Origin of the sequence: Paraburkholderia oxyphila NBRC 105797 (genome assembly GCF_000685075.1) — a bacterium.
Classification (GTDB): Bacteria; Pseudomonadota; Gammaproteobacteria; order Burkholderiales; family Burkholderiaceae; genus Paraburkholderia; species Paraburkholderia oxyphila.
In genome coordinates, this window is sequence record NZ_BAYD01000029.1 from 26,796 (window position 1) to 50,227 (window position 23,432).

At 62.5% G+C, this 23,432-nt stretch carries 18 protein-coding genes; 4 read left to right on the top strand and 14 right to left on the bottom strand.

The window, feature by feature from the left end; all coding sequences use genetic code 11:
- Positions 1-76: 76 nt before the first annotated feature.
- The 3 genes from BO1_RS19260 to BO1_RS19270 form a co-directional block, all read right to left on the bottom strand.
- On the bottom strand, positions 77-871 hold the full coding sequence (locus tag BO1_RS19260; RefSeq protein WP_028218960.1) for a potassium channel family protein: 795 nt from the start codon (positions 869-871) through the stop codon (positions 77-79).
- A 110-nt stretch (positions 872-981) separates the two neighbouring features.
- Complete coding sequence (locus BO1_RS19265) at positions 982-2,715, bottom strand: SulP family inorganic anion transporter (protein WP_028218961.1); 1,734 nt, start codon at positions 2,713-2,715, stop codon at positions 982-984.
- Positions 2,716-2,783: 68 nt separating this feature from the next.
- On the bottom strand, positions 2,784-4,217 hold the full coding sequence (locus BO1_RS19270; protein WP_043285438.1) for a DUF2252 domain-containing protein: 1,434 nt from the start codon (positions 4,215-4,217) through the stop codon (positions 2,784-2,786).
- Between the two features lie 200 nt (positions 4,218-4,417).
- Here BO1_RS19270 and BO1_RS19275 point away from each other — a divergent pair, with 200 nt between their 5' ends.
- Positions 4,418-5,503 carry a transporter substrate-binding domain-containing protein gene (locus BO1_RS19275; RefSeq protein ID WP_028218963.1) on the top strand — a complete coding sequence of 362 codons (1,086 nt, stop codon included), beginning with the start codon at positions 4,418-4,420 and terminating at the stop codon, positions 5,501-5,503.
- A 47-nt stretch (positions 5,504-5,550) separates the two neighbouring features.
- On the opposite strand, the gene BO1_RS19280 is transcribed toward BO1_RS19275, so the two are convergent.
- Positions 5,551-6,411 (bottom strand): potassium channel family protein, encoded by an 861-nt coding sequence (locus tag BO1_RS19280; RefSeq protein ID WP_028218964.1) that lies wholly within the window; start codon positions 6,409-6,411, stop codon positions 5,551-5,553.
- A gap of 90 nt (positions 6,412-6,501) precedes the next feature.
- A complete protein-coding gene (locus tag BO1_RS19285; protein ID WP_028218965.1) occupies positions 6,502-7,146 on the bottom strand; it encodes a hypothetical protein in 645 nt (214 codons plus the stop codon).
- 278 nt (positions 7,147-7,424) lie between these two features.
- Here BO1_RS19285 and ydiK point away from each other — a divergent pair, with 278 nt between their 5' ends.
- Positions 7,425-8,552 carry an AI-2E family transporter YdiK gene (gene ydiK, locus BO1_RS51730; protein ID WP_245643839.1) on the top strand — a complete coding sequence of 376 codons (1,128 nt, stop codon included), beginning with the start codon at positions 7,425-7,427 and terminating at the stop codon, positions 8,550-8,552.
- Here the strand turns inward: ydiK and BO1_RS19295 are convergent.
- The 4 genes from BO1_RS19295 to ppk2 all read right to left on the bottom strand — a co-directional run bounded on the left by BO1_RS19295 (position 8,549) and on the right by ppk2 (position 13,157).
- Positions 8,549-9,490 (bottom strand): phosphate acetyltransferase, encoded by a 942-nt coding sequence (locus tag BO1_RS19295; RefSeq protein WP_028218966.1) that lies wholly within the window; start codon positions 9,488-9,490, stop codon positions 8,549-8,551. The genes ydiK and BO1_RS19295 overlap by 4 nt on opposite strands.
- A gap of 26 nt (positions 9,491-9,516) precedes the next feature.
- Complete coding sequence (locus BO1_RS19300; RefSeq protein ID WP_028218967.1) at positions 9,517-11,835, bottom strand: DUF3141 domain-containing protein; 2,319 nt, start codon at positions 11,833-11,835, stop codon at positions 9,517-9,519.
- Positions 11,836-12,000: 165 nt separating this feature from the next.
- Positions 12,001-12,255, bottom strand: coding sequence for an RNA-binding protein (locus BO1_RS19305; RefSeq protein WP_028218968.1), 255 nt, complete (start codon positions 12,253-12,255; stop codon positions 12,001-12,003).
- 80 nt (positions 12,256-12,335) lie between these two features.
- Entirely contained in the window at positions 12,336-13,157 is an 822-nt protein-coding gene (gene ppk2, locus BO1_RS19310) for a polyphosphate kinase 2 (RefSeq protein ID WP_028218969.1), read from the bottom strand.
- Positions 13,158-13,470: 313 nt separating this feature from the next.
- Here ppk2 and BO1_RS51735 point away from each other — a divergent pair, with 313 nt between their 5' ends.
- Together BO1_RS51735 and BO1_RS19320 are read left to right on the top strand one after the other, a co-directional pair.
- Positions 13,471-14,727, top strand: a complete 1,257-nt coding sequence (locus tag BO1_RS51735) for a cation:proton antiporter domain-containing protein (protein ID WP_043285443.1) — start codon at positions 13,471-13,473, stop codon at positions 14,725-14,727.
- A gap of 91 nt (positions 14,728-14,818) precedes the next feature.
- A complete protein-coding gene (locus BO1_RS19320) occupies positions 14,819-15,742 on the top strand; it encodes a transporter (protein WP_043285445.1) in 924 nt (307 codons plus the stop codon).
- 59 nt (positions 15,743-15,801) lie between these two features.
- Here the strand turns inward: BO1_RS19320 and BO1_RS19325 are convergent, their stop codons facing one another.
- The 5 genes from BO1_RS19325 to BO1_RS19340 form a co-directional block, all read right to left on the bottom strand.
- On the bottom strand, positions 15,802-16,452 hold the full coding sequence (locus BO1_RS19325; RefSeq protein ID WP_028218971.1) for a response regulator transcription factor: 651 nt from the start codon (positions 16,450-16,452) through the stop codon (positions 15,802-15,804).
- Entirely contained in the window at positions 16,449-17,897 is a 1,449-nt protein-coding gene (locus BO1_RS19330) for a sensor histidine kinase (RefSeq protein WP_167338365.1), read from the bottom strand. Before BO1_RS19330 ends, BO1_RS19325 begins: the two co-directional genes overlap by 4 nt.
- Before the next feature lie 529 nt (positions 17,898-18,426).
- On the bottom strand, positions 18,427-18,711 hold the full coding sequence (locus BO1_RS57695) for a hypothetical protein (protein ID WP_084688048.1): 285 nt from the start codon (positions 18,709-18,711) through the stop codon (positions 18,427-18,429).
- Positions 18,712-18,956: 245 nt separating this feature from the next.
- The gene (gene fdhF, locus BO1_RS51740) at positions 18,957-21,662 is read right to left on the bottom strand and encodes a formate dehydrogenase subunit alpha (RefSeq protein ID WP_043285447.1); all 2,706 of its coding nucleotides are present in this window, start codon (positions 21,660-21,662) and stop codon (positions 18,957-18,959) included.
- Entirely contained in the window at positions 21,650-23,089 is a 1,440-nt protein-coding gene (locus tag BO1_RS19340) for an NADH-ubiquinone oxidoreductase-F iron-sulfur binding region domain-containing protein (protein ID WP_028218973.1), read from the bottom strand. Before BO1_RS19340 ends, fdhF begins: the two co-directional genes overlap by 13 nt.
- Positions 23,090-23,432: the final 343 nt, after the last annotated feature.

Below are 23,432 nucleotides of genomic sequence, written 5' to 3' on the forward strand. Positions count from 1 at the left end.
AAAAGACAAAAAAGGGACTCTGTTGCGTCGCCACTAATCGGGACTCGCAACCGGCAGGTAGCCTGCATAGGCGTGGCTATCGCGGAAGCTGATCCTTGCCCTTTATCTGCTCCGCCAAGATGCGCGCCACGACGTCGGTCAGGTTCACGACGGCAGACGCACCCGCTTCCTCGAGCAGCATCTTGCGAAGATTGTTCTCACACGACACGATGATTGGCAGCATGGGGTTGAGCGTGTGGGCCACGAGCGTGGCAGCCAGGTTGGCGCTCGTGTCGGGCTCCGTCAACACGAGCGCACGGGCTGTATCGAGTCTGGCGCGTCGCAGGATGTTGTCAAACGAAGCGGCTTCGCCGAGCACAACCATGTAATTTTCGTCGGATGCCTTCTTTGCCTGCCTTGCATCGGTCGCCAGCACCAGCACAACCTCCCCCGTATCGCGAAGATATCCCGCGACGAGTTCCCCAAGCGCGCCAAACCCGGCTACGGGCACATGGCGATCCAATGCCCGCAACTTACGCTCCATCACCCTGTTTTCCCGGCGCGCCATGACCTCGTCGCCTGATAGCATGCCGCTCAGCGTGGACACGGCATAGCCCACGATCAACATCGTCGCGAACATCGCAAAAGCCATGAACACCTTCTGACGCGGATTGAACTCCGAGAAGTCACCCAACGTCGTAACGAGATTCATGCTGTCCCACACCGCCGTAAATAACTTGCTCGAGACCGGCGTCTTCGAGCTGTCGAGCAGCGCGACGCCAAGCGATGTGCCGACCATCACCAGTAGCAGCATGCCCAGCGTTCGGCGCGCGCGCCGGCGCCACTCCCTGAAATGCTGTTTGCCGATCTGAGGATCTTCGACGCGATACATGGTCAGGTGCCTGCATGCCCCAATATGTCAAAATGATGTCACACGGGCGGGAACCCGAAATCGGACTTTAGTCCTACGCCGTTGCCTCTACGCGAAATGTTGCCTCAAGGTCACTGCACGGCCCCCTTCGGCGCATGCGGCGCATCCTGTGCGAAGCACAACGCCTGCCATGCGTCGAGCGCCTGCTCAAGGTTGAGAAACATCCGCTCCCGTCCCAGAACGCAGCCGAGCGGAGAATTTTGCACCATGTGCCATACGGCGGGATTCAGGCCCACGAGCCAAAGCGTGACACCCTGTTCGCGGTACTTCTTCTCTCCTTCGGTCAGCATCTTCAGGGCCGTATACTCCAAATCGAATACTGCCCGCATGTCCAGCGCGACGACCCGTGGACGCGTCTGCGCGATCCGCGCCAGAATCTTTTGACCGATATGCTCCGCATTGGCGAAAAATACGCGTCCCTCGGGCCGCAGAAGCAGGAGTCCTGGAAATTCTTCGTCTTCAGGATGTTCGTCGGATACCGGGCGGAACACATTTGTGCCTGGTTTGCGTCGCAGCACATAGACGGGCGGGTCGGACACCTGGTGAGCCAAAGCAACAAGCGACACAACGATCGCAAAAAGAATGCCTTTCAAGGTACCGAGCAGCACAACACCGGCAAGCGCGACGAGCGCCCAGATGAACTCCGTGCGCCTCACGTCGAGAATGGCGCGAAAATCAGCGGGCTTAAGCAGGCCAATTGAGTAGACGATCACCACTGCAGCAAGCGTGGCATGTGGCATCAGACCGATCAGTGGCGCAAGGAGCAGCATCGTGCCAAGCGTAACGGCAGCCGTGATCAGTTCCGCCAACTGTGAACGCGCTCCCACAAGCCTGTTGACCGCTGTCTGTGTTGTCCCACCACCTGCCGGCATCGAGCCCAGCAAGGCACCCGCGACGTTGCCGAGGCCGGTCGCAAGCAGCTCCCGGTTCGGCTGTGGGACGGACTCGCCATACTGCACGAAGGCGCGGCCGGAAGCGATCGTTTCGGTAAAGCTCATCAGCGCAATGCCCGCAGCGGACGGCAACAGCGCACCGATCAACGACAGGTCCGGAAGGACAATCGCGGGCAACCCCCGCGGAATGTGACCGACAATCTCGACTCCGTGGGCCTGCAGGCCCAGCAGGCCCACGCTCCCAATCCCGCACGCCACGGCGACAAGCGGGGCCGGTGCCTTGGGAAAGAAATGCTCGAGCGCGACCAGGATCACGATCGTGGCGGCGCCCACCGCGACGGTGGCCACCGATGCGTGGGGAAGTCCGCTAACGAGCGCCCACAGGTTGTGCCAGAACGAGCCTTTCACCACATGAACGCCGATCAGTTTGGGCAACTGATCGAGTACGATGACAATCGCGATGCCCCCCTTGAAGCCGGTCAGTACCGGGTCCGAGATGAAGTTTGCGACAAACCCAAACCGCAGCAGCGAAGCGAGGACCAGGATCGCGCCGACCAGCAAGGTCAGCGTTACTGTCGCGGCCGCCAGTTCGGCTGCTCCGCCGCCAGGGGCTACCTGACCAAGCGCAGCGGCGGTCAGGATGGCAAGCGTTGCACTCGTGCTGACGCTCAGCGGTCGTGAGCTGCCAAAGAACGCGTAGACCACCATCGGGACAAAGGCGGTATAGAGTCCGACCTGAACCGGAAGTCCCGCAACGGTCGCATACGCCATCGCCTTCGGAAGGACGACGGCTGCGGCCGTGACGCCAGCGACGACGTCCGGCTTCAGCCATGTCTTCTGGTAGTCCTGAACCCATTCCGGCACCGGCACGTGAAACCCGGAACGCCGCCGCATCGAGGAATCATCTTGCATGATCGCCTGCCTCCCCCAACTGTTGCACGGTGGGTTACGCTATCCGAATTCAAAGTGCGCAGCCCCCTTCAACCCGGAGGGTCAAACTCCGCCTTGAGCACCCCGTTGCTGATCGCGCGTTTGAACGCGGCATGGTCGGCTTCGTTCTGGTCGGCATACAGGAATGAAAACGCGACCACAGCCTTGTCAAACTCGTCGCTCTTGCCAAGGTATCCGCTGATGACGGATGAATCGCCGGAGCGCGCGTGTGAAAGCGCGAGAGAGTGACCGCACCAATCCGCAAAGCCCGCCATTTCAGCTTTGCCGAAGGTTTCCACGGCAGGTTTGATCTTGACGTCGCGCAACTGGCGAACATAGTAGTCATACCCCTGCAGCCCCTTGGTCCAGCCGAGGAAGACATCGCTCGCCGGCTGCATGAGCCGGTGGCCCAAGACCACACGCTGCCCGTGATTCTCATAGACGCTCGCACCCGCATAGGCTTCCAGCACCGAGGTGCGCGCCTCCTTGACCTGCAGAAAGAGCGGATCTCCGGCACCGTCCATGAGCAGGACCACCCAGCAGCGCGTGCCAACGCTGCCCACCCCGACTACCTTGATCGCGGCGTCCACCACTTGATAGCGCTCGAGGAGAACGCGCCGGTCTGGCGCCAGGCTTTCGCGATACGCGTCAAACACTTTCCTCGTCGTCGCCTCGACTTCTCTACGGCGTGCCCCCTGCAGATGGAAAATCGCAGGGCGCTCGTCCCTGATGACCGCGGAGACGCCTTCGCCAACAGCGAGCTTCGGAAACAGGTCCTCGGCCATGCTGCTGGCACGCTCCTTTTCGATTCTCCTGATGACGCGGCGTCGCAACGCCGGATCCTTGATCGAAGCGATCAATGCTTCCGCTTCGACCGCCTGATACCAGAGATCGAGCGAGGTCATCTCGCTGAAGGCCGCCATGTGCTCGCGATACGAGCGCACGCAATCGAGCACGCTGTCTCTGGCCGTAGAGTCGCTCAGTCCGTTGTCGCGACAAGCGATCACAAAGCTTGCAGCAAGGCGCTTGAGATCCCACTCCCACGGCGCAGGCAGGGTCTCGTCCAGATCGTTAATCGCGAAGATGATATTGCGCTCGGCAGTCGCGAAGCCACGGAAATTCACCAGATGGGCGTCTCCACAGCACTGCACCCGTATTCCGGGGCCAGGCAGCGAAGCGAGGTCATGTGCCATATTCAGTGCGGCGCCTCGATAGAACGTGAAGGGTGACTGAACCATGCGTCCGTGCCGAAGCGGAACCAGTTCCGGCAGCCGGCCCTCGTCGGCCTGCTGGACCAGACGGACGGGACCAGGACGGTCCGCACTCTGCTTCCACATGCCGTGCAGCTCGCGTGGACACGTTTCCCTGAGGCTTTTTCCCAGTGCGCGCCGTTGCGCACGCGAGCGAATCTGTGTCCCGGAAACAGTCACTGCGGCCCCTTTGGGTCTACCGTCCTTGACCTCGCTCAACAGGACTTCTTCCATGGCGGCCTCCAGGCGTACGCTTCCCACCTGCCCAAGACTGGCACACGGCCGATGCCCGCAATTGACGCAAGTCAAGCAACCAGAGGAGTGAACGACCAGAATGGCCAATACACAAGAACCCCTGATCGACCGCGTGAAGCGTCGACAGGCTGTCCCGGTGTATCGTTTCGGCTCGATGGCGCTGTCCAGGATGGAGAAAAATGCTTGCGCTGGCCAGAAAGTGTGCGTTCCTGATGTGGCTCGCGGCCATGCTGTCCGCCTCTGCGCTTGCTCAGGACCGCAGGCCCGTCATCCATATTGGTGTGCTCGTTGTTCCACCTGCTGTCATCAAGGAACACGGAACGCTGACCGGATTCAGTGTCGAGATGTGGCAGGCGATCGCAACCCGGCTGCAGGTCGAGACGAAGTATGAGATGGCGTCCGACACTGCATCTCTGTACGACTGTGTACGGTCCAGACTGTGTGACCTCGCAATGCCTCAGTTCATTACCTGGGAGCGCGATCAGGAATTCGACTTTTCCTACCCGGTGTTGACGGCAGGCCAGCGAATCATGGTTCTCGACACGGGCGAAAGTAAGACGATCAATCCGATTCTTGAACTGCTCCATTTACTCGGGTCACGAACGTCTCTCGAATGGCTTGGCGCCGGCGTATTGCTGATTCTGGTTCCTGCTCATGTGGCATGGTTTCTGGATCGCGGGCGCGAGGGAGGGGTCATTCCTAGCAGGAAATACTTCCCCGGGATATTCCAGGCGATGTATTGGGCGGCAACGACGTTGCTCACCCAGGCTGAGCAGGCCCCAAGGCAATGGCTCGCCCGGACAATGGCATTTATCTTCATGTTCGTCGGACTCGTGTTTGTCGCGTTCTATACGGCACAGCTAACAAGCAACCTGACCGTACAGCGGATTCGAGGGGAAATCAACGGACCGGAAGATCTGCCCGGCAAAAGGGTGGCTACGATAGGCGGAACCGTGTCAGCGGATTATCTTCGGGACCACGACGCCCGCATTCAGGAATATTCACATGTGGACGAGATGTATGCGGCGCTGCTACAAAAACAAGTAGATGCCGTGCTCTTCGCGGGGCCGACACTTCTCTATTACGCGAGCCACGGCGGGCACGGGAAAGTGACGATAGTCGGACCGGAAATTAACCAGCAGGAGGTTGGATTCGTCTTCCCGGTCAACAGTCCCCTGCGCAGGAAAGTCGATAGCGCATTGCTCTCGCTTCACAAGGACGGCACCTACGGGCGAATCTACAAGAGATGGTTCGGGGATGAGTGACGCCGGTCGGCGACGTCGCAGTTGCGCAAGCAGCGGTGGTCGGTCTGTCAAGGCCGGACTCGCGCTGCGCGAACGGCTGGCTGCTGGGCCGCTTTGCTCACGCCTTGCGAATCGCCTTGCCGGGGCGCGAGCGTATCGCGCAGCCCTTCCAGCTCACGATGCAGCGAGACGATTTCTGCATGCAGCACCTTGATGTCACGATGCATTTCGCGCCTCAGGCGTCGCTCTTCCTTGCCGATGAGCCAGGCGGCGATTCCGGCAAATGCCAGCGAGAGCATGCCATAGCCGAGCAGCACGACGAACACCGCAAAAATGCGCGATGCGGGCGTCGTTGGCGCGATGTCGCCATAACCGACCGTGGCGCTGCTCTCAAATGCAAGCCACAGCCCCTCGGCGTAACTGTGCACTCGCGGCTCCAACGCATAAAACCCCGCGCCGCCAAGCAGCAGAACGATCACACCCGCGAGCGGCAGCAGCGCGAGCCGGTTGAGTTCGAAACAGGGGCGCAGCGCAATGACGATTCGCAGCGCGATCATCGCCATGAACGCGAGTCTGAGCGTCCATTCGAGCGAAGACCATGGATTTGCTCCGCCGATCATGCTGACGAGCGCGCCGAAAGTGATCGCCACGTCGAACGCATTGTGATTCAGGAACCGCGCTGGTTTGTGGCTCGACCAGGCGGTCCGCGCAATGGCGCCTGCGCAGGACACCGCCATGCCGCCGTACAGCGCTCGTGCGGTCATGAGCATCGAATTCGACGTGGCGACCAGTTCGAGATAGAAGGCTGGAATCGCCATCATGCAACCCGCGAGCAAAAGCCAGCGAGCGTGCGACCAGGCGCGCAGTGCGCCCGGTCCGTCATGCGAATCGACTCCGCCGAGTCCTGCCTTGGACCACCCGATACTCATTTGTCGCATCCGTTGGTACGCGAGATTCGTCAGCCTTGACGGCGCCTTCGCGCGCCGGACCGGAAATCATCGCAGGTTACGCGTGGCGCCTCATCCCCCTAACGCGACGACAGCCCCGATCAGAATGGCCCCGATGGCAGCCATCGCCAATCCCGTGACGAATGGACGTCTGTATCCCGCATAGCGCGCAAGTCCAATTCCGGCAATAAAGAGCATGACGAGCGCAATCGCACGCGAGCCATGCTTCGCCGCTGCAAGATCGTCCGTTAGCAGAAACGGCAGCACGACCGGAAAGGTCGCAACAACAACGAGCAAGAATATGCCGGTCGCCTCCAGATAATCCCTTGGCGCCAGTCCGCGTTTCCTGGCCGGCAGCACCATCAGGCGTTGCCGCATTCCTTCCAGTTCAGTCGACCCCGTGATGTTCGCGACATGGGGCGGCAATGCCTCGGCAATCAATCGGCACGCGGCTCTCGGGTCGGCGCTCACGATTTGCTTTGCAAGATTGCAGTTGCGCGTGCGTTCGGTCGCCGTCCGTAGCAGGTACATAACTGCATCCACCAGCCCCCAGGCGAGATTGCAGCCGAGCGCGGCATGCGTGACCGCGCGTGCGAAGTTTTGCCCCGGAGATGTGATCGACTGCGATCCAACGATCGTCACAGCCATGATCAACCCGAAGAGGATTTCCGAGATCCGGTCTACAGGTTCGAGCAGCCTTTCTCGCAGTACCGGCATGTTCACAGTTCCTTGCGCAACGCGATTCGTTCTGCACATTCCGGCTCCGACCGGTTGAAACACAGACACGACATTCTCAAGAGCAGCTTCCTGCATCAACACTAATACGGCCGCTTCCTCCTCTTTTGACCTCAATCAATCGCATCAAGTCGCTCGCCCCCTTGCGGCGCCCGAAGCGTAGGACCAAGGTCCGATAGTGCGCCACGATACAAGTGGTAACCTGGAACCGCGGCGCTCGATCGACTGCAGGCGCCCGTCACCCCCGTGGAGGACCTCACGTGAACGCGCCCAGCTCCGGCACCCCGTCGCACCCGCCCGAGCCTATGCACCAGCGTGCTGTGTTCGACCTGCCGCGCATCGTGCTCGCCACGATCTCGCTGCTGCTGCTGATCGGCGGTAGCCTCTACGTGCTGCGTCCGTTTGTTCCCGCCCTCATCTGGGGCAGCATGATCGTCGTCGCCACCTGGCCACCCTTCGTCGCCCTGCAGCGCCGCCTGGGCGGGCGGCGCGCACCGGCGGTCATGATCATGTTGCTGGTGCAGATCGCCGTGATTGTCGTGCCGTTCTATGCGGCGGTCGCCACACTCACGAGCCACGCCACGGACATCACCGCCTTTGTGAAGAACCTACCGGACTACGCATTGCCGGCTCCGCCCCACTGGGTTGCCAACATTCCACTGGGCGGCCGGCGTCTCGCTCAGGAGTGGCAGACCCTCTCGGACGCCGGCCCGGGCGGCGTGCTCGCCAAGGTCCAGCCCTACGCCTCGGTCGCGGCGCGCTGGCTGCTCGCGCGCGCGAGCCAGCTAGGCATGTTCGCTGTGTATCTGATGCTGATGGTTATCGTGTGCGGCATGCTGTACGCGCGGGGCGAAATCGCGGCGCAACTGGTCATCCGGGTGGCCGAGCGCGTCGCGCCGCGCAACGGCGAGCAGATCGTCCACCTCGCAGCGCAGTCGGTACGGGCAATCGCCCTTGGCGTGGTGGTGACGGCCATCATTCAGGCATCGCTTGGCGCGCTCGGCGTCTGGGTAGCCGGTGTGCCATTCGCGGGCATCATCGCCGCCCTGCTGCTGATGTTCTGCCTGATTCAAGCCGGCCCGTTGTTGCCGCTGCTCGGCTGTGTCGCATGGACTTTCGCCAATGGCTCGCGGGTCGTCGCGATCGTCTTGCTCGTCTGGTCGATTGGCGTCACCATGATCGACAACTTCCTGCGCCCCATCCTGATCCGTCGCGCCGTGGAGTTGCCGCTCGTGCTCATCCTTTTCGGCGTGCTGGGCGGCCTGATTTCGATTGGCGTGGTCGGGCTCTTCGTCGGCCCGGTTGTTCTGGCCGTCACCTATCATCTGCTGCTCGCATGGGTCGGACAGCCGGGCTCTCCCGGGCCGAAGAACGGGAGGCCCGGCTAATGCGCGGCCCCGCACCCGCGTTCGCGGCGCGCAAGCGCAACGAGCGCGGCGACCGCGCACGACGCGAGCCGGGTGTTGACCGAGTCCGCGCGGCTCGTGAGGATGATCGGCACGCGTGCGCCGAGCACGATGCCGGCTGCGTCCGCGCCCGCGAGAAACGAGAGGCTCTTGGCGAGCATGTTGCCCGCCTCGAGGTCCGGCACAACCAGTACGTTGGCGCGCCCAGCGACCGCCGAATCGATCTGCTTGATCTTCGCGGCTTCGATGTTGATGGCGTTGTCGAGCGCGAGCGGGCCGTCCACGAGCGCGCCCGTGATCTGGCGCCGGTCCACCATCTTGCAGATCGCGGCGGCTTCGATCGTCGAAGGTACCTTCGGATTGACCGTCTCCATCGCGGAAAGCAACGCAACGCGGACCTCGGGGAATCGCAATGCGTGGCCAAGGTCGATCGCGTTTTGCACGATGTCGACTTTCTCCTCGAGCGTCGGCGCAATATTGACGGCGGCGTCGGTAATGATGAGCGCCCCTTCGTGCTCCGGCACGTCCATCACGAAGCAGTGGCTGATGCGCCGCGCCGTGCGCAAGCCAACGTCGCGCTTTACCACGGCGGCCATCAGCTCGTCGGTGTGCAGGCTGCCCTTCATGAGCGCCTGAGCCTTGCCCTCGCGCACGAGCCGCACCGCCGCCTCGGCGGCGGCTTCGCTGTATGGCGCGTCCACGAGCGTACAGCCTTCGAGTGAGAGGCCGCTTTGCACGGCCACCGCCTCGATACGCGCACGCGGCCCCACGAGAATCGGCGCAATCAGCCCCATCTGCGCGGCCTCGATCGCGCCACCCAGTGAACTGGCATCGCAAGGGTGCACGACCGCGGTCGGTAGCGGGGGCAAGCCTTTGCAGTACTCGATCAGGCGATGGTATTTGGCGTGTTGGGCTTCCATGGCGTGGCTCCGGTGATGCGCCAGGGTCAAGGGCGCACGCGTGCCGCAACCTGCCTCTCGCGCGGCGGCTGTGGCGCGAGGGACGTGCGGATGCGCTCGAGCATTTCAAGCTGTTCTTCGGCTGGCGCCTGGCTCAGCACTCGCTCGTCCGAAAGCAGCATGTCGAGCAGGGTCATCAGGCGCTGGCGATCGGCCGGATCGGCGAGCAACGCGGGCAGCGTGGCCACGGCTTCGTCCGGTTCGAACCGGGCGATGATTTCCTGCTCGCCGCGTATGCGCCGCCACTGATCGGCGGGCACGTCCGGCAGGTAGCCGGCATAGGCATGGATCAGCTCCTGACGCCTCTCGAGCAAGGCAAGTGGCAGCGGGACGCCTTTGCGCGCCAGCAGGAAGGACACGCGTGCGAGCGCTTCGGTGTAGCCGCCCTCGCTGATCGAGCCGAGCGCCTCCTTCACGAACGGCAGCTCGCGCGAATCGGTGGCGCGCATTGCCGAGTCGTGCCGCGCGATGGGCCGCTCGCCTTGGTCCAGCGCATACAGGTTGGCGTAGAGGCCGAAAAAGAGCGCTTCGGCGCCGGCGTCGCGCACGGCCCGGCCGTACTCGAGCGACGCGCTCACGAAATCGGAGAAATTCTGCTCGATCCTGCGCAGCGGCGCCTCGGCGGCGACGGGCTGCCGGTTCTCGCGCGCCATGCCGGCCGCGCCCGGCAGCCAGCCCAACCACGGGTTGAGGTCGGACCATGCCCAGCGCTGTGAACGCAGCGGATGAAGCTCGCGCAACATGCGCGCCGACATTTCGTTGGACATCGCTTGCACGAAAGGCTGGGCAAAGAGCTCATAGGCGCGCTGGTTGAACTCCGACACCTCGACGACTGCCTCGAACGGCTTTTCGTCGACCCGGCCGAGCCGGTTGGCGCGTGCCACGACGTCTTCCAGCCGATGTTCGAGCAGCGCCACCTCGTATTCGGTCGCGCCATCCTTACCCGGCCGCTCGGTGATCGACATGCCGTAAAGCCCGGGCGGCAAGGTCTCGATCGTCTCGAGTACGGAAGCAATCTGCGTATGCTCCTTTTTCGCCACCTTGCCGGAAACGAAGATGCCGAGATGCCCGATATCCTGATGCACGAGGCCGACGATGACCTGCCCGCGCACCTTGATTTCCTCGGTGCTCCCATACAGGTCGGCCACCCAGTTGAACGCCTGCTGAGGCGGCGTGATGTTGTCGCCCAGCGACGCGAACAGGATGATGGGTGAGCGAATCTCACGCAGGTCGAACATCTTGCCGCCCGTTCCCCTCACCTCGCCCGACCAGAGCCTGTTGCCGATGAAGAGATTGCGCGTGATCCACTCGATCTCTTCGCGGTTCATCAGGTAGTAGCCGCCCCACCAGCGCTCGAAATCGAGAAAGCGTGGGGGCTCCGTATCGATGTTTGTGTACAGGTAACGGTATTTGTCCCAGAGTGTGTTGGCGGGATTCAGGTTTTCGAAGTTCTGCACCAGATGCGCGCCGTCGAACTTGCCGTTGCCGAGGTCCGCGCTCAGCGAGGCGAGCCACGTGCCGCCCAGCAAGCCGCCGGCGTAGCGCATCGGGTTGTCGCCTTCGCCCTCGCTCCACGCGCCGCTCCAGTACGACATGGGCGCGCCGTTGATGACGATCGGTCCGGTGTCCTGCGGCGACGAACTCGCAAGCATCATCGCCGCCCAGCCGCCCTGGCAGTTGCCGACAATGGCGGGCCTGGGGCTGTCGGGATGCAACTCGCGCACCTTCGAGACGAACTTCTGCTCGGCCGCGCAGACGTCGATCAGCGTCTGCCCCGGTTCGGGATCGGGAAAGAACACGACAAAGTAGACCGGGTGGCCGGCGCGCAACGCGACGCCCGCCTGCGAGTCGTCCTTGAAACCGCCAATGCCAGGCCCATGTCCGGCGCGCGGATCGATGATGAGCCAGGGCCGATTTCGCGGGTCGACGCGAACGCCATCGGGCGGCACGATGCGCAATAGCGCGTAGTTCACAGGGCGCTCGAAGGCGCGCGCGTCGAGGACGACTTCATGGTCGAAATGCAGCACGGGCTTCAGACCCTGTGCCGAGCGCTCGACGAATTCGTTGCCGCGCACGCGCAATGTCTCGAGGAACAGCAGCCAGCGCTGCGCTCCATCGAGTGCGTACTGCCACAGGCTCAAGGGCGTGAGCAAGGCCAGTTGCGACTGGCCGCCTGCCCCGGAGTCGCCTGTTGCGCGCAAACGCTCGCCATAGGCCCGCTGCGCAACGTTCAGCCGCTTTGCCAGCAAACGCGAAATCTGCACAGCGATGGTCTGGCTGCGCGAAAACCGGGTTGCAGCGTCCATGGCGTAGACCTCCAGGCTGGGAGACACACGCAGACATTGTTGGCCGCCTGCTGCGCCGCCGCAATCGGACCAAGGTCCTATAGCCTGGCGCGGTGCGGTGCGGTGCGGTGCGGTGCGCTGCCCGTGTCACTGCGCGCGTTGCTCCCGATGGCCTGCTGCCCGTGCTCACGGTTGCCGCGGCGGCATCACCTGCACGGTCAATGTGCGATTTCTCCAGTACATGTTGTGGATGCGCGGTTGCAGTCTGCGCAGGGCTTCCGGTGAAAGTCCCGTAAAGCTCAGCACCACTGCAGGACGCGCGCCGCTTCCGTGCACGCGCTCGATCGCATCGAATGCCGGAAACCCGTATTTCGCCAGAAACTCTATCAGCTCCTCGTCGGAGACGTCTGCGTCGACGTTTCCCACCAGCAGATCAGCCATGATTCAATCCTCCTTGCTGCCCAAACCTTCACGACATCGGCGCGCAAGTTCATCTACGTGCAACGCTGCGCGCGCCGGGCTCAGAACTTCTCCGCTACGAAGCGCAATGGGTAGTCCGGTTCGCGGTAACCCTTCGCTTTTTGCCGCCGCGGCAAGACCACTTTCGGCCGGGATCTGGCTTCATAGGGAATCCTGCACAGCAAGTCGTTGATGATGTTCAGGCGCGAGCGCTTCTTGTCGTCGGACCGTGCAACGGTCCAAGGGGCGAAATCGGTATCGCTCATCGCGAACATTTCGTCGCGTGCCCGCGAATAGTCATACCACCGGCGATACGACTCAAGGTCCATCGGCGAAAGCTTCCAGGTTTTGCGCGGATCGTGTATGCGCGCTTCGAGTCTGCGCGTCTGCTCCTCGGGCGACACTTCAAGCCAGTACTTGATGAAGATGATCCCCGAATCGATGATCGCCTGCTCCACGAGCGACACGTCGCGCAGAAACTTCTGCGCCTGCTCGTCGGTACAGAAGCCCATTACGCGTTCGACGCCGGCCCGGTTGTACCAGCTGCGATCGAAGATCACCACTTCGCCCGCCGCCGGCATGTGTGGCAGATACCGCTGAATATACATCTGCGTCTTCTCCCGGTCGGTGGGAGCCGGCAGCGCGACAACGCGGAAAACGCGCGGGCTCACACGTGCGGTGATGGCCTTGATGGTGCCACCTTTTCCGGCACCATCACGCCCTTCGAAGATGATGCAGATCTTGGCCCCGCTGCGGACCACCCAGTCCTGGAACTGCACCAGCTCGGCGTGAAGCCTTGCGAGTTGCTTCAGGTAGGCCTTGTTGGCAAGCTTGTGCACGGGTTTCGAGCCTTTGATCTTTGCCTCTTCCACTGTTTCGGACATGGTGTCGCTCCCCGGCCGCCGCGGCCCGAGATGGTTATTCACCTCTCCACTATTGGCACGCACTCGAACCGGCGCAATAGGCCTTTGGGCCGATGCGACGCCCGGGATACCGCCTTTGTGACGAACTGTACGAAGCTGACTAACGGTGGGCAATTGGTGGGCAATTTCTGGCGTTCCCAGCAAGCTTTTGACGTGTATCAAGCCTCTTCCCGGACATCGGAGTGTCAATTGAACAAACGGACAGCTTTTCGGCGCGCCTGGCATGCATCCCTTTCATGAGGAACACGGTGCGCTGCACCACAAGAGGTGAAAGATGATTATCATTGCCGCGTTCATCACAACCGTCTTCCTGTACGGCCTGGTATCCGGGCGGCTGGAGCGGACTATTCTCACGGCTCCAATCCTGTTTGCCGCATCCGGCGCGCTCATGCACTTCTCGCACGAAGCGCTGCGAGAGCTCACGATTGACCGGCAAGACCTGCTGTTGATGGCCGAGCTGGGCCTGGTCATGACCCTGTTTACCGACGCCTCGCGAGTTCGTCCATCCATGTTGAGAGGCGAAACGAATCTGCCTGCGCGCCTGCTGAGTGTGGGGATGCTGCTCACCATCGCGTCAGGCATGGTCTGCGCCAAGCTGGTCTTCCCGCAACTGACATGGCCTGAGACAGGCATTCTCGCTTCGATCCTGGCGCCGACCGATGCCGGGCTTGGTCAAATCATCGTAAGCAGTCCGCATGTTCCCCCACGCATTCGCCAGGCATTGAACGTGGAAGCGGGACTCAATGACGGGCTCTCTGTGCCATTCCTGATGTTTTTCATCGCGCTTGCCGTGGCGCGGGAGACAGGCCAACACGGAGGCGTTTTGGCGCGCTATCTGATCGAGCAGCTCGGCTACGGAACGTTGATCGGCCTCGGCATCGGCCTCGTCGGCGGCTGCTTGCTCAACCTCGCCCTGCGCAGGCGCTGGATGGCCGAGTCGGCGGCACAGCTGGGCGTGGTGGCCCTGCCCATTTTCTGCGTGCTGGCGGCGGAAAGCAGCGGCGCGAGCATGTTCATTGCGGCCTTCGTCGCCGGGCTCGCGACGCAGGTGGCTTTCAGCGAAGTCGGCCAACAGAACGTCGAGTTCACCGAGGAGTGGGGCCAGCTATTCAACTTTTTTGTCTTTTTCCTGTTTGCCCTGTCGTGTGCCGGCGCCCTATCGCAGTTCAACTTCGCAATTTTCGTGTATAGCGTGCTCAGTCTGACGCTGATTCGCATGGTGCCGGTGGCCATCGCGCTGCGAGGCACGCACCTGAGCCGGCCAACCACGCTGTTCATGGGCTGGTTCGGGCCGCGGGGGCTCGCGTCCATTGTGCTCGGGCTCGTCTATCTGGAAGGCGATACGGGCCTGCAAGGCGAGTCGACGATCAAGCTCACGGTCATGGCCACGGTGCTGCTGAGCATCGTCGCTCATGGACTGTCCGCGCTGCCTTCAATCAACCGGTATGCGAAGTCCATCGCATCGCTCGGAGACCATGCGCCTGAGCATGCGAGCACTGCGGCGGACCGGGTCAGCAGCGACGAAGCGTGACTCGGGAGCGCCGTGCGCGAAAGGTGGCGCTCGCGCGTTCGCCATGCACGGCTGCTAGCCGTACCTTACTGGCGTGCCGGGTACATCGACGATGCGGCGTTCACAGTTTGCCCGCGTGCTTCCGCGCGCCGGCCTTTTCATCCTGCTGTTGCCGGCGAGCGCAGCATTTGCGCAGGAACTGGAGCCGCGCACGTATTCGCCTTCACCCGTCGGCACACACTTTCTCGTCGCCACTTACGCGTTTGCGACCGGCGACGTGCTGACCGACCCGTCGCTACCCATCACCAACGTCCAGGCGAATCTTGATTTTTTCACGCTCGGCTACGTGCAAACCTTTGGGCTAGCCGGCCATACGGCGTCGTTGGGTTTTGCCGTCCCAGTGGTCCGCGGCAATCTCAGCGGCGACGTCGTGGATTCGCCACGCGAGATCCATCGGGCGGGTCTTGGCGACGTGCGCCTGCGCTTCGCCTATAACTTGTTCGGCAGTCCGGCCCTCGCTCCCGAAGCGTTCGCGAAGCGCGCGCCTTCCACCTCCGTGGGCGTGAGCCTGACGATGACGGCGCCGACCGGACAATACGTCGATTCGCGTCTCGTCAACGTGGGAGCGAACCGCTGGTCGTTCAAGCCCGAGATCGGCATCTCGCAGCCGGCCGGCAACTGGTTCTTCGAAGCGTCCGCTGGCGCCTGGTTTTTTACGGACAATGCGGACTTCATGAACGGGCACGTCCGGAGTCAGTCACCGCTTGCAACCATCGAGTTGCACACGGGCTACGATTTTCGGCCGGGGCTATGGCTGGCCGGCGACGTGGGTTATTACGCGGGTGGCAGGACGTCGCTCGATGGCCAGGAAAATCAGGATCGGCAGTCGAATATCCGCTACGGGATCACGCTTTCGGTGCCCTTCGCGCGTGGCTGGTCCGCCAAAATCGCCGCTTCGAAGGGGCTGATGACCCGTGTGGGCGGCAACTACAAGGCCGTGTCGATTACGTTGCAGTACCGGTGGTTCGATCACTGAGCGCGAGCACTCGCCGTCGACCCGATACCGGGTGCGTTTCGGACTGCTCCGCTGAACGATCAGGCTCGCCCCAAAAGACGCCTGCCAGACGGCGCGCTGCGCGCTGCGCCGACGCCAGCCTTGTCGGCAAAGCGGACGAGATCGGCCAGCGAGTTGGCCTCTATTTTCTCCATGACGCGGGCGCGATGAATCTTGATGGTCTTCTCGGCAATGCCCAAATCGCCTGCCGCCTGTTTGTTCAGGCGGCCGCTCACCACGAGCTCCATCACCTCGCGCTCGCGTGGCGTCAGCCGGTTCAAGCGCATCTGAATGTCGGCCAGCTCGCGGCGGCGTTCGTAAATCTGCGCAGCAGTTTCGAGTGCGCGCTCTATGGCGGCGAACAACACGGCCTCGCTAACCGGTTTAGGAAGAAAGTCGCTGGCGCCAGCTTTCATCGCGTCCACGGTCGTGCCAATATCGCCGTGCCCCGTAATGAAGATCACCGGCAATATTGCGTTCAGTTCGCGCTGAAGGTCGAGGCCACTTGCGTCGGGCAATTCCAGGTCAAGCAAAACGCACGCCGGATAGTGCGATAAATCCGCGCCATGCAGGAATTCGTTTGCCGACTGGAAAGTCTCGGCTCCATAGCCCGCCGAGCGGATGAGACGCGCGAGGGCTCTGCGCACGTTGTCGTCGTCGTCCACAATATAAACGAGGGCAGTTTCACTCATGGTTGTTCGACCGGGAGGTACTGAGGCTCCGGGTTTTCCGCCGGCAAGGTGACATAGAAAGTAGCGCCCCGGTCGGGATTGTTCTCTGCCCAGATGCGCCCGCCGTGTCCGGCGACAATGCTTCGGCTGATCGACAACCCGAGCCCAAGCCCTTGCGGCTTCGAGGTGAAAAATGGCTTGAAGACTTTGTCGATCTGACCCACTGCGAGCCCTTGCCCACGGTCACTGACCATCATGCACACGGCGCCATCGGGCTGCACCGAAACGCGCACGGTAACGACGCGATCTGCCGCTGAGCACTCGCGGATAGCATCGAAACTGTTGAGCAGGAGATTGAGTACGACTTGCTGCAACTGCACTCTGTCGCCACGCACAACCGGCAGATCGTCGGCGATCTCGAGTGCGACCTGCACGCCGCGGATGATCGTGTCGCTGTGCACGAGTGTGGTTACGTCGCGCACGATGCTGCCCACGTCCAGCGTCCGCATCTCGTCGTCGCCCTGTCTCACGAGCGTCCGGATCTTGCGAATGATTTCGCTTGCCCGGCAGTTATCCTGAACGATGTCGTTCAGCGTCTCGCGCAACTCGTCCAGATTGATCGGGTCCGCATCCAGAAATCGCTGGGCCGCCTGGGCGTTGCTCAGGATGGCTGTGAGCGGCTGGTTGAGTTCGTGTGCAAGCGAACCGGCCAATTCGCCGAGTGCCGAGATGCGGGTGAGATGCGTCAGCTCCTGGCGGCTGCGGTGCAGTTCTTCGGCGTCGTTGCGCTCGGCAATTGCCATCAGCAACGCTCGCGCGCCATCGACCACGCACGCGCTGGTTCTGGCCGCCACCGGAACCCCGCCACCGTCGCAGCGCTTCGCAATGAGCGCGTGCGAGGCAAGCTCGGGCCGGGAGCCCGCCGAAACCGAGGCGCGCTCCAGCGCTGCAAGCATGTCCCGGACGCACAGTTCCGGAAAGAGCACAGTGACGGATCGCGCAACCAGCGCTTCGCGCCGATAGCCAAATAGCGCCGCAGCCGGCGGATTTGCGTAGACGATCTGGTCCCGCTCGTCAATCGCGAAGAGCGCGACGGGTACCAGGTCCAACGCGTCACGCAAGCCGGATTCGATGCAGGGCGCCTTGCAATCCGCGTTTGATTGCCGAAGCGCCGGCATGTCCGCCGCCACATCGCCTCCATTGCGCAACGGCGGGCTCAGATGCCGCGCGAAACCGGAAAGCGCGCCAAACAGGTCGGCCTTCGCCCTTTTTTTCGCGCCGAAGTCGCTGATCGCACTGATCGCGCCAGAAGCCGCGAACCGGCGCGGTGGCGCCAATGCGGGCTGCGGGCTGGCCTGACCAATGGATAACTGGCGCCAATACGTCTGCAGTGCGTGGTTGCGCCGCTTGAATCCCGCAACGATTCCCGCCTTTATGGTCTCGAAACCGCTTTTGGTTTTCTTCATAACCGATCTCTCCGAGCCCTGGCTCGCCGCGCCGACGGCCCAGGGAACCCGGCGGCCAAGCAGCGGCAAGCACTTTGCCTCGAGCGAGTCAGGCGAACTCGCGATCGCGACCATTCGCCATGCACCCGTTCCGGTTTTTGCCCGCAAAGCTGGCACGAAGGTAACGTGACGGGCGCTGCGGATCGCACATTGAAGCCTTCATCTGCTTCAGTGCATAGACACACCTTAGCCACCTCGGCAATCGGTTAATTGATCCGCGTCAGTTTTAGCTCCATCAATGGAATTCACGCCGGCGTTTTCATGATTATTTTTTAGCACACCACCTAATACACAGAACCGCTGCATTCAATCGCATTAATCAAATAATTATAAAACCGCGAAAACGATTGAAAAACAAGACTCGCACCCGATAGTCACAATCGAGCCGGGCAGTGTGACGCCGAGCGATACCCAGCGACAAATCAACACCGTCACACCCTTTTGCGCCATGCTGCACCGCCAGCGTCAACCATCATTTCCATCCCGGCCGTCAATTACAGCCATGACTGTTTGCGCTCCGGTAACAGGTCGTTCCGCCGGGCCCCTTCACCACGCCCTTGCCATTCATCGTCTTCGCCTCGCCACCCCGGTTAGTCTGGGTCGTGCGCACACCGTTCTGGTTCACCTGGGATGTCCACGCCGTGCCAGTGTTCCGGTTATAGCCGCCGGCAGCATTCCCGTTGCCACACACCGTTTCGCCCCGGGCGTTTGTCGCGCATTGTGCGTAAGCGTTGGCTGACAGCATGACGCATGCCAGAATAACCAGAGTCTTCATGATTGCCTCCTGAGGGATTGCGCTGGCTGATGCACTGCACGTACGGCCTTTGACCGGCTCCATCGATGCGCGGATAGTCGCTCGAGGCCCGTTCCGTCCGAAGGGTTCGCGACACTGATGCCGCCTGAAGCGAGGTGGCGCGCTCATCGCCCGTACGAGGTCAGTCCGGTAGCTTCATTATTGTCAATTCTCGTGCATGCACTATCGGACCAAAGTCTGACAAAGCACCTTGGTCGCAATGGCGTTCAGGCCGGCGATCCGGCGCTCGTAGCCTGACTCCCGGTGACGCTCACTGGCGTTTCCTTGTCTACACGCACCACAACCACCTTGTATTCCGGCGTTCGCACCAGGCGGTCGCGAACTGGCGAAGTCAAGCGGTTAATGAACAGATCGGGCCGATGAAAGCTGCTAAACAGTTGCCCCGTCTGCATAGACGGGCTGATGTGAACCGGCAGAATCGCCGTGCCGTGGCGACTCGACACCCGCACTATTTCTCCTTCGACCAGGTCGTAGCGCGCGGCATCGGCGGGAGCCATGTCGAGCGTATCCGATGGTCGCAGCACGACATTGGCAGTGCGATGACTCATCGTGCCCGAGTTGAATTGATACAGCACCCGGCCGGTGGTGAGAAGCAAGGGATACCGATCATCTGGCTCTTCAGTCGTCGGAATATACGCGATCGGGGCCAGCTTCGCGGCCTTGCCGACAGCAAAGCGCTCCCGATGCAACACGTCGGTCCCCGGATGGCACTCATCGGGGCATGGCCACTGTAGTGCTTCGTGCTCCAGTCGCGCATAGGTGAGCCCAGCGCCATCGGGCCACAGCGAGCGCACTTCGTCCCAGATGGCCTCAGGTCCAGTGAATTCGAAGCCGCACGGCTTGCCCAGACGGGCTGCCAGCGCCTGGATGATCCACCAGTCCGGGCGCGCCTCCCCCGGAGCGGGCACCGCAGCGCGAACGCGCTGCACGCGCCGATCGGAATTCATGAATGTCCCCTCCTTCTCGAAGGAGGATGAGGCTGGCAGGAAAACTGTGCCGAAGGCCTCGGCCGTCTGATTCAAAAACAGGTCCTGCACGATCACCAGTTCAAGCTGTGCCAGCGCTGCGGCTGTGTCATTGGCATTGGCCAGTGAAAGATGGACGTCATAGCCCATCGCCCAAAGCGCCTTGAGCTGGCCTGCCCGTGCCGCATCGATCATTTGGAGCACGTCAAGGCCACGACTGGCAGGAAGTTTCGCACCCCAAATCGCTTCGAAGCGCGCACCCGCCACATCGATTGCCTGCGCGCCAGTCAGCGACACGGGATCGCAACCCATCTGCGCCGCGCCTTGCACGTTGTTCTGACCGCGCAGCGGATTGATCCCGGCACCGGGCTTGCCGAGATTGCCGGTCAGCAGCGCGAGATTGATGAGCGCCATCACGCCCTCGCTGCCCTGCAGATGCTCCGTCACGCCAAGACCATGAAAGCACATGGACGGCTGCCCGCGCGCATACAGCCGCGCGGCGGCACGGATCGCGTCTGCCGCCAAACCACAGGCGCCCGCTACGCTCTCGGGCGAGAAGCCGGCCACGTGCGCGGCAAAGGCGTCGAAGCCCTCCACGCGCTCGGCCAAAAATAGTCGGTCGATGAACTGTTCCTCGATCAAGGTCGCAGCCAGTGCATTGAAAAGTGGCACATTGTGGCCGGGACGCACGGCAAGGTGCACATCTGCCAGTTCCGCGAGCTCGGTACGGCGCGGGTCGATGACCACGAGCCCCGCACCTTTGAGCACGGCCTGCTTGATGCGTGCACCCACGACAGGATGGTCCTCGGTCGGATTCGCGCCGCAAATGAGAAACGCGTTCGCCCGCTCGATGTCGTCGAAGCTGTTCGTGGCCGCACCGGTGCCAAGCATGGTCTTGAGCGCTTTGGCACTGGGTGTGTGGCACACGCGTGCGCAGCAATCGACGTTGTGGGTCCCGATCACGATACGGGCGAACTTCTGCACAAGGTAGTTATCCTCATTGGTGGCGCGTGCCGATCCCAGCACACCCACCGCATCGGGCCCGTCCAGCGCGACGATAGCCTTCAATCTCGCGGCGGTAAAGTCGAGCGCTTCGTCCCAGCTCACGACCCGCCACCTGCTGTCGAGGCGAATCATTGGCCGCGTGATGCGATCCGGAGCGTGGTTGTACTCGAACGCGTATCGCCCCTTAACACATGCGTGGCCACGGTTGACGGGGCTGTCGGCCGCGCGCATCGCCACCACGCGGCCATTCGCCGTGCCAACGTCCATTTGACAGCCGACCCCACAGTACGCACAGGTGGTGCGTTTCCAGGCCGTCGGCTCAACGCCGGCCCGCTTGTCGAACAGCGCTCCGGTGGGGCAACTGTCCACACAGGCACCACAGCTCACGCACCCGCCAGTGAGCAGCGTCGAGCCTTTGCCGGTCAAGATGCGAGTCGCATCGCTGCGCCCCCATGCCTCCCAGACGAACTGGCCTTGTACCTCCTCACAGATGCGGATGCAGCGCTCGCAATAGATGCAACGCTCCATCGCCACGCCGAGATAGGGGTGGGTATCGTCGTGAAACAGCCCATCTTCCCGCACGTCACCCGGCTGCACGCCATATTCGGCAAGCAGGCGGTGGAATGGATGGTGTGGCTGAGCGGCACATGCCGCTGCGGGATAGTGCGCGGCAATCAGCTCGAGGTTAGTACGGCGCAGGGCGTCGAGTGCTTCGCTACGGGTGCGCACGACCATGCCCGCACTCACCTCGAACGAGCAGCTCGGAACGGGGCGCGCCTGACCGGACACTTCCACGACGCACAGGCGGCAGGCCCCGGACGGCTTCACGCGACTGTCGTGACACAGGTGCGGGACGACCGTGCCAGCTGCCGTCAATGCGTCAATCAGCAGGGCGCCGTCCGCCACTTCGTGAGCGATACCGTCAATCGTCAGCCGAACCATGTGCGTAGCTCCTCGCGATAATGGCGCTGCACCGAGAGGACGAACTCCGCCAGCCCGCGCCCATGACCGCACAGGCTGGTCTGTGCAAGCGCGTCAATCAGGCGTTGATAGCATGATGCATCGATCGGAGCGCCTGCCGCTGCAGCATCACTCATTGCCACCAGCAGCGGCGTGCCGAAATGGCATGGCGTGCACTTGCCACAGGACTCGCGCGCGCCGAACCGGAGCACCTCGGCCATGATCTCAATGATTCGTGTGTCATCGGCAAACGCGATGACGCCACCATGTCCGACTGTGCACTCAATGGCCTGCATTTCCTCGTAGCCGAGCCGGGTGCTCAAGTGCTCCGGTGGCACGAGTCCAGCGAGCGGCCCACCCACCATCAAGCCCTTGAGCTTGCCACGGCGCAATCCCTGACCGAGTTGCCCTACGACGTCGGCCAGTGTGATGCCGAACTCCACCTCGTACAGCCCGGGACGGCGAAACAGCGAATTGAGCGACAGCAGCTTGGTGCCGCGGCTGCGCGAGAATCCGAGGTCGGCATAGGCCGCCGCGCCGTGTGTGACGATCCACGGCACGGCGCACAGGGTTTCCACGTTGTGGACCAGCGTAGGAGCGCCAAAGAGGCCACGCCGGGTAATCTGGGGCGGTCGCAGCCGTACTTCCGGACGGCGTCGCTCCAGCGCATTCAGCAGCGAGGTCTCTTCGCCACAGACGTAGCCCCCCTGGCCAACGACCAGTTCCAGCTCGAATGACGGGTCGGGCCACGCTGCTGCACGTGCCTGCTCTAAAGCCCCCAAAAGGACTTGCGCGGCGTGGGGATATTCTTTTCGCAGATAGATATAACCGCGGCGCGCCCCCACGGCATACGCCGCGATCGCAGCCGCTTCGATCACCCGGAATGGGTCGTCTTCGAGCAGAAACCGGTCGGAAAACGCACCGGGGTCGCCCTCGTCGGCGTTCACAACCAGGTATTTTGAGGGCGCGGGCTCGTTCGCTACGCTCTGCCACTTGATACCGGCCGGGAAGCCCGCTCCACCGCGCCCACGCAATCCGGAGTCCTGCACCATGGACACCAGTTCGTTCGGCGTCGTGGTTTGGGTTCTGGCGAACGCCGCGCCACCTCCCCGTTCGCGATACGTTGCCAGGTCTCGCACGCCGCCCGCAAGCACATTTCCCAACAGAACGGTATGACGTGCGTGAGCGCCGATATACGGCCGCATGTCGTGCTCACCGTCGCTGGGGCTCTCGTAGCATTTGCCCAGGCAGTACACGGTGGGACTTTGGCAGATAGCGGTCTGCCAGCGTCGCTGCCGGTCGGCCCGAGCGGCAAAACAGGCCAAACCCGCACACGCGCAGTTGGTCATCTCGCGCTGGCCAAGGTGATAGAACGAGTGCGCCGCTGCGTGGCGCTGGAGCGGTTTCACCGGCTTCCCCACTGAAAGGACGATGCAGTGTGACCCCGGTGCGTGGCCCGGGACTTCCTCACCCTATCTTGAGAAACGGGGGGAGTGTTGAGCCAGGTCAAAAAACCGATTGGGGATTCAACGGCGTTGTCGACCTGAGCGCGCCAGGCAAACACGGTTATCCGACGAGGCGCCACAACCCGCCCCTCATCGCGCCGGCGCGGCAACGCGGATGCGAAGCCATTGACGCAGGTCAAGCGCAGTCGCGTCCGCCGGCAGTCGAATAACACCAGCCGTCGCACAGTCGTCCGAAGCGGCGGCAACTCTGCGTTCACGGGAGCCCCGATCGTGCAAAACCTACCTA